The organism is Oricola sp. (genome assembly GCF_965230365.1).
Taxonomy (GTDB): Bacteria; Pseudomonadota; Alphaproteobacteria; order Rhizobiales; family Rhizobiaceae; genus Oricola.
Genome location: NZ_OZ246003.1, coordinates 2,583,193 through 2,595,071, shown reverse-complemented (window position 1 = coordinate 2,595,071; position 11,879 = coordinate 2,583,193). Strand labels below are relative to the sequence as shown.

Genomic DNA, 11,879 nt, shown 5'->3' with positions numbered 1-11,879 from the left:
GATGACCGTGCTTGTCGACAGCCATTGCCATCTCGATTTTCCCGATTTCGAGGAAGAGCGCGACGCCATCGTCGCGCGCGCCCGCGAAGCCGGGCTGGTGCGCATGGTCACCATCTCGACGCGGGTCCGCCAGTTCGAGCGCATCCGCGCCATCGCCGACACCTATGACGATGTGTTTTGCTCGGTCGGCACGCATCCGCACAATGCCGCCGAGGAGCCGGACATCACGGCCGACGAGCTGGTGGCGCTTGCCGAAGGCCCGAAGGTGGTCGCCATCGGCGAGGCCGGGCTCGACTATTACTACGACAAGGCGCCGCGCGATCAGCAGGCCGCCGGTCTCCGCCGTCACATCGCGGCTGCACGACGCACCGGCCTTCCGCTGGTCATTCATGCGCGCGATGCCGACGACGACATGGCGGCGATCCTGACGGAGGAAAGCCGGGGGAAGGGGGCCTTTCCCTTCGTGTTGCACTGCTTCTCGTCCGGCCGCGCGCTCGCCGAAACCGGCATCGTGCTCGGCGGCTATGTGTCGTTTTCCGGCATTCTGACCTTCAAGCGGTCCGACGAACTGCGCGCAATTGCCCGCGACTTGCCGGTCGAACGATTGTTGGTCGAGACCGACGCGCCATATCTCGCGCCGCAGCCATTCCGGGGAAAGCGCAACGAGCCGGCGCATGTCGCGCACACGGCGTCCGTGCTGGCCGAGGTCAAGGGCGTTTCCGCCGACGAGATCGGCCGCCAGACAACGGAAAACTTCTACCGGCTCTTCTCGAAGGTGCCGCGCCACGATGCCTGACGCGCCGGCCACCATGCGGTTTACCGTGCTTGGCTGCGGCTCGTCGCCGGGCACGCCGCGGCTGAATGGCGACTGGGGCAATTGCGATCCGCAGAACCCGCGTAACCGCCGGCTGCGCGCCTCGCTGCTGGTCGAACGCATTCTGCCGGATGGCGCGAAGACCTGCGTCGTGATCGACACCGGGCCGGACTTCCGCCAGCAGATGCTGGCGGCATCCGTCACGCAGCTCGATGGCGTCGTCTACACCCATCCGCATGCCGACCATATCCACGGCATCGACGATCTGCGCACCCTGGTTCTTTACCAGAAACGACTGATGGACATCTGGGCCGACGCGCCGACCGAGCGCCGGCTGCGCGAAGCGTTTTCCTATTGCTTCGAGACACCGGCGGGCAGTTCCTATCCGCCGATCCTGCGCGCCAATCCGATCGATCATGCAACGCCTTTTGCCGTCGAAGGGCCGGGCGGGCCGATCCGTTTCGAACCGCTTCCGCAGCAGCATGGCTCGATCGTTTCGCTGGGCTTTCGCATCGGCGGGTTGGCCTATTGTCCGGATGTCAGCGCGTTTCCGACAGCGACGCTGGCACAAATGCGCGGTCTTGACGTGCTGATCGTCGATGCGCTGCAATATCGCGAGCATCCAAGCCACTTATCGCTGGACCAGGCCTTGGCGGTGATTATGGAACTGAGGCCGAAAAAGGCATATCTCACGCATATGCATATTCCGCTCGACTACGAGACGGTTCTGCACGAGACGCCGGCCAGCGTCGAGCCGTGCCATGATGGGCTCGTGCTGGAACTGGAGGCATCATGAGCGATCCCGTCGTCCCGAAACCCGGTTCATCGATGGAGCGCGTCGCTCAGACAGCCGAGCGGCTTGGGCTCGTCATCACGTTGCGTGTCATGGCTCAATCGACGCGCACGGCCGAAGACGCGGCGGCGGCCTGTGGCTGCGCGGTCGGCCAGATCGTCAAGTCGCTGGTCTTCGAGAACGCTGCCGACGGCGCGCTTGTGCTGGTGCTGGTGTCTGGCGACCGAAACGCCGATCTGGATTACATTTCAAAGATATACGATATCCAGCTAAAGCGATGTGACGGCAAACGCGTACGCAAGGAAACCGGCTTTGCGATTGGCGGCGTTGCACCGATTGGCCATACCGAGCCAATCAGAACGCTGATGGACGAGGCGTTGCTTGGCTATGACACGGTCTGGGCTGCGGCGGGCCGACCGGATGCGGTGTTCAACGCCGACCCCAAGGCTTTGGCTGAAGCGATCAGCCCACAGATCGTCCGCGTAGTCACTTAGTATAGTTCCATAATCCATCTTATGCGACATATCATCATCGAGTGCAGAACTCGTGAAACAGGTTTTCGATATCGCACGCGCCCATGTCGCGGCACTTGAAACGCTGCTTTTGATGCCGTCGATCACACCACGGCATGAACCCACGGCCGGCCCCCGTTCTAGCCGGTTTGTCATGAGTGCCCGCTGAATGCTGTGGACATCGCGCCGGCCGTCATGCGCCAACCGACCGGCTGAAGTAATGCTGTCGCCATGACCCCATCGCGCGACATTTCCCGCCTTCTGGAGATCATGGCCGCCCTGCGCGATCCCGAGAGCGGCTGTCCCTGGGACGTCGAGCAGACATTTTCCACCATCGCGCCCTACACGATCGAGGAGGCCTATGAGGTCGCCGACGCGATCGAGCGCAACGACATGGTCGATCTGCCGGACGAACTCGGCGACCTGCTTTTGCAGGTGGTGTTCCATGCCCGCATGGCCGAGGAAGCCGGCCATTTCGACTTCGGCGCCGTGGTCGAGGCGATCACGCAGAAGATGATCCGCCGCCATCCGCATGTCTTCGGCGACGAGACGGTGCGCGGCAAAAAGCTCGCCAAGGGCATGTGGGAGAAGATCAAGGCGGAAGAAAAGGCCGAAAAGGCCGCACGCCACGCCGCGGTTGAGGGGCCGAACGGCGTTGCGGCCGACAACGCCCCTTCCCTGCTTGATGACGTGCCGCGCGCCCTTCCCGCGCTGATGCGCGCCATCAAGCTGCAGCGCAAGGCGGCGCGCGTCGGGTTCGACTGGGACACCGCACCGCCGATCCTCGACAAGATCGAGGAGGAAATCGGCGAGCTGCGCGAGGCCATGCAGACGGGCGCCGAAGACAAGGTCCGCGAGGAATATGGCGACCTGCTGTTCGCGCTGGTCAATCTCGGACGGCATCTCGACATCGAGCCGGAGGCCGCGCTCGAGGCCGCAAACCTGAAATTTTTGACCCGCTTCCGCCACATCGAGAAACGCCTGGCCCAAGCCGGCCGCGACCCGGCCAGCGCCTCGCTCGACGAGATGGAGGCGCTGTGGCAGGAGGCGAAGACGGCGGTGCCCAAAGACCAGGCTCAAGTGACGCATCTGATGCGTTAAGAGATTGAATTTGCAGAACGACCCGTTATCGTTCGTAAGAACACACGAACGAAGACGAAGGTCCTGCTCTCCCATGGAAATGAAAGTGATGCCGATCGCGGCGCTTTGTATCGCGACAACTGTTGTCGCCACGCCTGCAGCAAGCGATGCGCAGTTGAACGAGATTTTCCGTCAACTGGTAGCCAAGCATGGTGAACCCTCATCCAAGGGTAGCTTGCCCGATGCGGATGCCCATTTCATGACCTTCTGCCGCAGCGCGACTGGTGTCGGCTTGGTCTTGTTCCGCACCAGCGGCCCTGCGCCGGTTTTCTTCGAGCGCGAGGAATTCTGCGGCAAGGACGTGGATACGATCGATTATGACGGCGACGGGCAGCCGGAAATCCGTTTCTACCGGTCCGGTGGCGGTTCCGGCACCTATGCGGTCAACGAGGACAGCTATAGCTGGCCGCCGGATGCCCCGAAGCCGGTCCTCGGATTCTCCTACAATGTCCTGCAGGCAGACAGCCCCGGGCCGCGTTTCTTCTACAAGAAGAAGAACGGCAGGGAGGACATGGCGGGTTTTGACAGTGTCGTGAAACGCGAGATGCTGCCGGGCCAGAACTGCGTCACGGCCGACTACTGCCCCACCTGGCCGGAGGGAACGCCCTGCCGCCCGGCCCTGCAATGCGACATCGCCGAAGACAAGAAAGCGGATTTCTGGGGCCCGCTGCCGCAAGAACTGATCAGCAATGCGGAATGGGAGGCGTTTCTCGGATCGCTCATGGAGGACGGTTACGTCCTGACCGGGATCGAAGTCCCAAGCAGCCTGAAAGACCTCAACCTGTCTGATCTGTCCGACAGCGATACCGGCAATGCGCCGAAAGTCTCGGCCGAGCAGGACGCCAAACTCGACGCCTGGCTGAACAATTGATGCGCCACCTCTTGGGTATCGCGCTGATTATCCTGGCTTGCGCGGTGCCCGCGCAGGCCGAGCGCATGGAGTTCGATCTGTCCGGCAGTGAGCGGCTGAGTGTCGACAACCATGTGGCCGGGATCTCAAGGATCGACGACGAATCCCTCGATGCCGCAAAGCGCGCTTATCTCGATATCCGCTGGGAGGCCAAGGCAAGATTGGGTTTGTTGCTGGGCGAACCGGTGATTTCGGTCCACCTGAAATTCGATCCCGTGGCTGGTATCGTCACCATACCCAAAGTCACTGATCGCGGCATTCGCTACACCAACTTGAACTTCAATCAGTTGAGCGAAAAGATGGTCGGAAAAATCCGGCTCAACGACTTGAAGCTCCGCATGACCTTCGCAACGAAGGGCGGGGGCACCCTTGTCACCTATGTCGATGTGGTCGAAAGCGTCGGTGCCACCGGCGCGCCGGGCAAATGGTCCTTCAACGTGCCGGGCAGTCCCGATTGGGACGATCTGTTCCTCTATCACAACCAGGACATCGACCATGTGGGAGCGGAAACCGCTAAGGAGATGTGGACAGAGGGTCTGGTTCTCTCTTCTGCCCGCCTTGTGGATGCCGAACTGAATTTCTTTCACCTGCATGACTACTATATGCGCGCCTATGACGACCGCGAAACCTATCGCATGCAGGAACTGGTCTATGATCGTCTGGTCGAGGGCTTGAAGCGCAGCTATGGCATCGACCTGAAGCGCCGGGACCCGAACAATGCCTGGACCGATGCCTATCTGCGGGCGGAGGCCTCCGGACCACTGGCCTCGCCCGAGGACTGGTGGGAGTGGCGCAAGGGGTTCAGCGCATATCTCGAGAAGATCTCCAACCTGCCTGCGGGATTGCGTACGGGCGACAATCATGGGCCCTACGAGCAAGCGATCGAAGACTACAAGAAACTCAGCCAGTCGCTGGAGTTCACCTACTTCAATTTCACGCCGGCGGGTGTCGACACCGAGGCGCTCGAAGAGGGCTATGAGCCAAAATTCGACGGCGCCCGGGCGCTTATTTACAGCATCGATTACGACGACATTGTTCATGTCGATGGCGACGCGCGGCATGGCCCCTACGAATATGCGGAGCCGTTTACGGAAGACACCTTTGTCGCCGGGACATGTCGTCTTGGCTCTACCGCCCAGACCCAGCAGCGCGATGCACGGAGCGGCAAGACCATTCGATCATTCCAGGCAGGCGGATGCCCGTTCGGCATCGTCAACTACAATGAAGAAAATAAGGCCCATGAAGCGACCGGCAATTTCGTCGTGGTTGTGCCGACACGTTCCTACAACATCAAATGCAACAAGGGCTTGAACCTTCGACCTTGCGGGCGTGGTGCCGGAACCGCCTACAAGGCCTATTACTACAATGAGGACGCCAAGCTGTTGCACACTTGCGAGAACCGCATGTTTACGATGTTCTTTCCGTCAACACATGAGGTGCGGATGGACTGCGGTTGGTAGCGACTGTCATAGTGCGCTGAGGTGGCCGAAATTCGATGGATGAAGCACCGGCGGTGATCCACCCCAGATTGCGGAAAAACCGCCAATAATCAGAGGCCTGCGGCTGGCAAAGCAACTGAGCGCCAGCCAGACATATCCACCGCTCCCAAACCCTCGCTTACAATCTGCCCGCCTTCTCACGGAAGTCTGGGTGCACACCGGCTCACAGGGAGAGGGACGGTGCCTGGCTGGTGGCGCAGAGGTGTGTCACTGGGTGATGAACCCCCAAGTCAGGGCGGCATGAAGCGGCGCGCGCAGTCTTGTTTTCCCGGACAATACGATCCGGGCCGCCGACCGAAGCTGCAAGACCACCGAGCGGGCGGTCCGAGGATCGCTATACCTTTTAGACGTTGCGATGCTTTGACCGCCCGTCTTCCATTTTTTCGTGCTCACGGCAGTTCACGCTGCGCGTGAACGCCTCCGCATGGGCCTCGCAATCAGGGGCCCGCCAGCGAGCGAAGCGAAGCTTAAGGGTGGGACAAGCTCCCCTCGGTCGCGCGGTCGCGCTTGCGGACTTCGTCCGGGTTCTTTGACAACCCGGCCTCGGGAAACGGGGCGCGCCGATGGAGAGCGATGGAGACTTGCGCCCTTCTTGCGCCCTATCGCCGTTCGAAGGCGGCGGCGTTCTCGGCGGTCAGGTCAACATCGACGGTCACCGTCCCGTCATCGGCGGTGCGCCGATCGCGAACGCTGCCATGCTCGTAGAGCCAGGCGAGATCGGCATAGCGATCCGGCGCGATATCGAAGGTGCACGGCACCAGCGCGCCGGCGACCCGTTCCTCGATTGCAGTGAGCAGCGTGTCGAGCCCCTCCCCGGTCGTCGCCGAAACCGGGATTGCCGGCGGCCCGTCACCGTCATCGCGGCCTTCGAGAGCCTCACGCGCGGCCGGCTCAATCAGATCGGTCTTGTTGAGCACCTCGATCACATGCCGACCGTCCTCCGGGTCGACATCGAGATCGCGCAGGATCTGCGCCACGTCACCGGCCTCTTCGCGCGCCGCGCCACTGGAGATGTCGCGCACATGCAGCACGACTTCGGCCTCCTGCACCTCTTCCAGCGTGGCGCGGAAAGCGGCAACGAGATGGGTCGGCAGGTCGGAGATGAAGCCCACCGTATCCGACAGGATGATCCAGGTGCCGCCGGGCAGCCGGACGCGCCGCAGCGTCGGGTCGAGTGTCGCAAACAGCATGTCCTCGGCAAGGACCCCTGCCCCGGTGAGCCGGTTGAACAGCGTGGACTTGCCGGCATTGGTATAGCCAACCAGCGAGACGACGGGCAGCGGCACCTTCTTGCGCTTGGCGCGGTGCAGCGTGCGGGTCCGCCGGACGCTTTCAAGCTCGCGCTCCAGTTTCTTGATCTTGTCCTGCAGCAGCCGGCGGTCGGCCTCGATCTGGGTTTCGCCCGGTCCGCCGAGGAAGCCGGCGCCGCCGCGCTGGCGTTCAAGGTGGGTCCAGCTTCTGACCAACCGGCCGCGCTGGAAGTTCAGATGCGCCAGCTCGACCTGCAAGCGGCCCTCGCGCGTCTGGGCGCGGCGGCCGAAGATTTCCAGGATCAGCCCGGTGCGATCGAGCACCTTGGCGTGCCATTCCTTTTCCAGGTTGCGCTGCTGTACCGGCGACAGCGCATGGTCGACGATCACCAGTTCCGCGCCGGTTGCCTTGACCGTGCCGGCCAGTTCCTCGACCGTGCCCGACCCGAGCAGTGTTGCAGGGCGGGGCTGGTTGACCGGCACGATGGCGCTGTGCGCGATATCGAGATCGATGGCGCGCGCCAGCCCTTCCGCCTCGATCAGCCGTTCGGCGGCCGGCCGCCGCGACGCACTCGCCTGATCGCCGCCGACGCTGCGCGCCGACTTGATCTCCGGCTCAAGCACGATGGCGCGCGTCGGCTCGCCGACGCGATCCACAAACGCCTGTTTCGACGCACCAAGCGGTGCGCGGGATGTGTCGGAGTGTTTGGTCAACCCGTTTTGGCGGCGGCTTCTTCGGTTTCGAACATGTTCACCGGCTGGCCGGGCATGATCGTCGAGATGGCGTGTTTATACACAAGCTGCGCATGGCCATCGCGGCGCAGCAACACACAAAAGTTGTCAAACGACGTCACGACGCCCGTCAGCTTCACACCGTTAACGAGAAAAATCGTCAACGGAATCTTCTGCTTGCGGACAGCATTCAGAAACTGGTCTTGCAGGTTTTGGGAGCGATCTGCCATGTTTTATCCGTTTTTATTCCCTGGCCAGAAAAATAGAGGGGATCGTGTTTCGCTGCAATGCACCGTTATAGAAAAACAGCGCGGATCGCAGCGCGCGAACCTAGCAGTTCTTTCGCTACGGCAGGAACGCAATTGCGACAAATTATAACAGGGTTTTTTCCGCCTTGTCATAGAATGAGTCTCGTAATGCCATCGTGGTGATGCCCGGATGGCCGTTTCCGATCGACACGCCGTCGATCCTGACGATAGGCATGACCATTGAAGTTGCCGATGTCATAAACGCTTCGCGCGCCGATTTGGCCTCGTCCGGTGTGAATGCACGTTCCTCGATTTGAAGGTCGTGCGCCTCGGCCACCTCGAGCGCGACCGTCCGGGTGATGCCGCGCAGGATTCCTGTTTCAGCCGGCCGTGTCACCAGTTTGCCATCGGGCGTGACGATCCAGGCATTGGTCGCGCCGCCTTCGGTGACCATGCCGTCGCGGTCGACGAACCAGGCCTCGGCAGCCCCGGCCTCTTTGGCCTTCTGGCGGGCGAGCACATTCGGCAGGAGGCCGATGGATTTGATGTCGACGCGGTCCCAGCGGTTTTCAGGGACGGTGATGACCGCAACGCCTTCCTTGGCCTTGTTCGCGAAAACCTGCGGATCGGTCGACTTGGCGGTAACCACCACTGCCGGTTGCGTATCGGCGGAAGGGAAAACATGATCGCGCCGCGCCACACCGCGGGTCACTTGCACATAGACGAGCCCGTCATGCACCCGGTTGCGCCGTGCCACCTCGCCAAGGACGATCTGGAGCGCGTCGCGATCCATCGGCCAACGGATTTCCAGTTCGCGAAGCGACCGGTCCAGCCGATCAAGGTGCCGGGTCATGTCGATGAGCGCGCCGTCGCGGATTTCGCAGACCTCGTAGACGCCGTCGGCGAACTGATAGCCGCGGTCTTCGACGTTCACTGTGGCGTCCCGGCCATGTACGTAGCGGCCATTGACATATGCGATGCGGCCCATGGTTCCCTCCGTTCGCAGCCGCCGGCAAAATGCCGTCGGACCAGTACTTTATCAGCGGCTTATCCAGAACTTGACGTTCAAAATTGCAAACACTGCTATGAACTCCAGCCGCCCCAACAGCATGATCACGCCGGCCACGAGTTGTTCGAATGCGGAGAAGTCCCTGAATTGCGGCCAGACATCGGGCGCAGCGCCAAGTGGGGCGAAAGCGTCATAGAGCGGCGCGGCGTTCAACACCAGTGCCATTGCGGCAACGATCGCCGATTCGATGCTGCCCGTGCCGCCGGCCAGCGCGAACACGCCAATCGCCATCACCGCGAGAAGCAGCACCAGCACCGGCCAGATCTCGACCAGCATGTTTTCAGAGTACCGCGCACCGGCGATCCGGGTCGGGGTGATCGAGCTTGGATAGATCAGCAAACTCAGCTCGCGCACCGACTGGACGAGCATCGCGCCCAAGCGGTGGACCTTGAGCCCGGACGATGTCGAGAACACCGCAGCGCCGAAGAACGCGACCGAGAATACCAGCGTTTCGGGCAGAAGCGCGATGACGCCCGGGCGCGATTCCAGCCCGGAGGTCGATACGATCGATGCGGCGGCGAAGGCGCTGTCGACGATCACCGAGGGCGAAAGCCAATTCGGCGCCCAGCCGCTGACCGCACCGAATGCAACCGTGTACGACAAGGTCATCAGACCGACTATGGCGAACACCCACAGCGCTTCGCGGTTGTTCACCAGGCGTTGCAGGAGGCTGGAGACGTCGTAGCGCTGCCAGAATATGCTCGTCGCCGAGACTGCGAGGACGATTGCCATCACCGCGATCGTCGGCACGCCATGGTGCAGTTCCAGCTCCACGTCGTAGGGACTGAAACCGCCGGTCGAGATGCCGGTCATCGTCAGATAGGCAGCATCGAGGCTGCCCGCTCCGCTGGCCACAAACGCGAAGTAAACGATCAAGGTCGCCGCGCCGTAGAAGACCAACAGAGGAAAATAGCGTTTCAGGTGCTCCAGGCCGGCATCCCTGCCGTCGTCCATGACCATCTGCCAGTCTGCCGCGATCGCTCGTTTCGGCACTCCGCCGATCGCCAGGGGAGAAAGGACCAGAAACAGCGATGCAAGCGTCAGGAAGCCGCCCGCCCATTCGAGCTGGACCCGCCAGAAGATGATCGAGCGGGGCAACTCCTCGCGCGCTGTCAGAAGCGTAGCGCCGCTGGTGGTCAGCCCGGACACGCTCTCGAAAAGCGCCTTTCCGAACGGCATGTTACCGGCCACGTAGAGCGGCAGCGCGCCGATGGCCGACATGGTCAGCCAGACAAGTACCATCGTCAGGATCAAACGTGTATGCGTGAGCGCATGCCGGTATCCCAGCGTCGCTGCCGTGCAGATGCCCGAAATGAACACGCCGACAGCACAGACAATCGTCAACCGTATCGCCTGCTCGCTTTCGCCATGCGCGATACCGACCAGGATCGGTCCTGCCAGCGAGGCAAGGAACATGACCGATGCGAAAGCGAGAAGGAAGATGACCGTGCGCAGTGTTCTGTCTCGGTTGCTTGCGGATCAGGCGGCCTCCGGTCGCCGCCTGCCCGTCAGAAGAATTCGAGGCTGACCCGGAACATCTGTTCGACCTGGCGAACCGCCGAAGACACAGCGAAAATGATGACGCGATCCTTGGCCTTGATCGTAGTCTCGCCATCCGGCTTGATCACCAGGTTGTTGCGAAACACCGCGCCGATGCGAATGTCGTCGGGCAGGTCCAACTCGCGCAGCGGCTTGCCGACCAGCGGCGATGTCTCCAGCGCTTCCGCCTCGATGACCTCGGCCGAACCCTTTTGCACGCTGTGAACCTGCCGAATGCGGCCACGGCGAACATGCTGCAGGATGCGCGAGACGGTGACCGCGCGCGGGTTGAGTTGGGCATCGATGCCGAGCGTGGCCGTAAAGCCATGATAGACAGGGTCGTTGATCAGGGCGAGCGTCGATTTGCTGCCGAGCCGCTTGGCCATGACCGACGACAGAATGTTGACCTGATCATCATTGGTAAGCGAGACGACCAGATCGCTATCCTCGATATCGGCCTCGATCAGCACCTGTTGATCCAACGCGCTGCCATTCAGCACGACGGTGCGGCGGAGCTTGTCGGCGACCTCGACGGCGCGCGCGTGGCTTGCCTCGATGATCTTCACCTTGGTACGCGCCCCCCTCTCCTCGAGCTGGGATGCGACATACAGGCCGATATTGCCGCCACCTGCGATGATGATCCGGCTGGCCTCCGTTTCGTCGTGCCCGAAAAGGCTGAGCGTGCGTTTGACCTGACGGCGATGCGAGATGACATAGACCAGGTCGCCGGCCAACAGCTGATCGGCCGAGTGCGGCACGAACAGCCGGTCGTTGCGCCACACGCCGACGACCGTCGCGGAGAGATCGGGAAACAGCTCAGTCAATTGGCTGAGCGGCGTATTGATCACCGGGCAGTCTTCGCGACACTCGATCGCCATCATCGTCACATTGCCCTCGGCAAATTGCACGATATCGGTTGCGCCCGGCGAAGCGATCCGCCGCAAAACAACGTCACCGACTTCGCGTTCGGGCGAGATGATCACATCGATGGGAAGATGGTCGCGCGAGAACAGGTTCGAGTAATGCGCTGCGAGATAGCTTTGCGAGCGGATGCGCGCGATCTTGGTCGGAACGTCAAAGAGCGAATGGGCAACCTGACACGCCGTCATGTTGACTTCGTCGAACAGCGTGACCGCGATGATCATGTCGGCTTGGTCGGCGGCTGCGGCAGCCAACACATCGGGATGGCTGCCATGGCCCACAAATCCGCGTACATCGAGCGTATCGCGGATGCGATGGATCAGCGTGGCGGACGTATCTATGACCGAGACATCGTTACCCTCGGTCGCCAGTCGCTCGGCGATACCGTAACCGACCTGCCCCGCTCCGCATATTATTACCCGCATTCAGACATTCGCCTTGATGATCAATCG

11 protein-coding genes are annotated in these 11,879 nt (G+C 61.9%); 6 read left to right on the top strand and 5 right to left on the bottom strand.

The window, feature by feature from the left end; translation table 11 throughout:
- Positions 1–7 precede the first annotated feature (7 nt).
- The 6 genes from ACO06R_RS12565 to ACO06R_RS12540 all read left to right on the top strand — a co-directional run bounded on the left by ACO06R_RS12565 (position 8) and on the right by ACO06R_RS12540 (position 5,629).
- Positions 8–796: a TatD family hydrolase gene (locus tag ACO06R_RS12565; protein ID WP_421859376.1), complete on the top strand. Its 789-nt coding sequence runs from the start codon at positions 8–10 to the stop codon at positions 794–796.
- On the top strand, positions 789–1,610 hold the full coding sequence (locus tag ACO06R_RS12560) for an MBL fold metallo-hydrolase (RefSeq protein WP_421850267.1): 822 nt from the start codon (positions 789–791) through the stop codon (positions 1,608–1,610). Before ACO06R_RS12565 ends, ACO06R_RS12560 begins: the two co-directional genes overlap by 8 nt.
- On the top strand, positions 1,607–2,101 hold the full coding sequence (locus tag ACO06R_RS12555) for a YbaK/EbsC family protein (protein WP_421850264.1): 495 nt from the start codon (positions 1,607–1,609) through the stop codon (positions 2,099–2,101). The genes ACO06R_RS12560 and ACO06R_RS12555 overlap by 4 nt, the downstream gene beginning before the upstream one ends.
- A gap of 249 nt (positions 2,102–2,350) precedes the next feature.
- Positions 2,351–3,220, top strand: coding sequence for a nucleoside triphosphate pyrophosphohydrolase (gene mazG, locus ACO06R_RS12550; protein WP_421850261.1), 870 nt, complete (start codon positions 2,351–2,353; stop codon positions 3,218–3,220).
- Between the two features lie 85 nt (positions 3,221–3,305).
- Positions 3,306–4,130, top strand: a complete 825-nt coding sequence (locus tag ACO06R_RS12545; RefSeq protein ID WP_421850258.1) for a hypothetical protein — start codon at positions 3,306–3,308, stop codon at positions 4,128–4,130.
- Positions 4,130–5,629: a hypothetical protein gene (locus ACO06R_RS12540; RefSeq protein WP_421850256.1), complete on the top strand. Its 1,500-nt coding sequence runs from the start codon at positions 4,130–4,132 to the stop codon at positions 5,627–5,629. Before ACO06R_RS12545 ends, ACO06R_RS12540 begins: the two co-directional genes overlap by 1 nt.
- Positions 5,630–6,267: 638 nt before the next feature.
- Here the strand turns inward: ACO06R_RS12540 and hflX are convergent.
- The 5 genes from hflX to trkA form a co-directional block, all read right to left on the bottom strand.
- Positions 6,268–7,632 carry a GTPase HflX gene (hflX, locus tag ACO06R_RS12535; protein ID WP_421850252.1) on the bottom strand — a complete coding sequence of 455 codons (1,365 nt, stop codon included), beginning with the start codon at positions 7,630–7,632 and terminating at the stop codon, positions 6,268–6,270.
- Positions 7,629–7,880 carry an RNA chaperone Hfq gene (hfq, locus tag ACO06R_RS12530; protein WP_421850249.1) on the bottom strand — a complete coding sequence of 84 codons (252 nt, stop codon included), beginning with the start codon at positions 7,878–7,880 and terminating at the stop codon, positions 7,629–7,631. The genes hflX and hfq overlap by 4 nt, the downstream gene beginning before the upstream one ends.
- A gap of 142 nt (positions 7,881–8,022) precedes the next feature.
- On the bottom strand, positions 8,023–8,886 hold the full coding sequence (locus ACO06R_RS12525; protein ID WP_421850246.1) for a D-amino-acid transaminase: 864 nt from the start codon (positions 8,884–8,886) through the stop codon (positions 8,023–8,025).
- A 51-nt stretch (positions 8,887–8,937) separates the two neighbouring features.
- Positions 8,938–10,383 carry a potassium transporter TrkG gene (locus ACO06R_RS12520; RefSeq protein ID WP_421850244.1) on the bottom strand — a complete coding sequence of 482 codons (1,446 nt, stop codon included), beginning with the start codon at positions 10,381–10,383 and terminating at the stop codon, positions 8,938–8,940.
- A 92-nt stretch (positions 10,384–10,475) separates the two neighbouring features.
- Entirely contained in the window at positions 10,476–11,852 is a 1,377-nt protein-coding gene (trkA, locus tag ACO06R_RS12515) for a Trk system potassium transporter TrkA (protein WP_421850241.1), read from the bottom strand.
- Positions 11,853–11,879 lie beyond the last annotated feature (27 nt).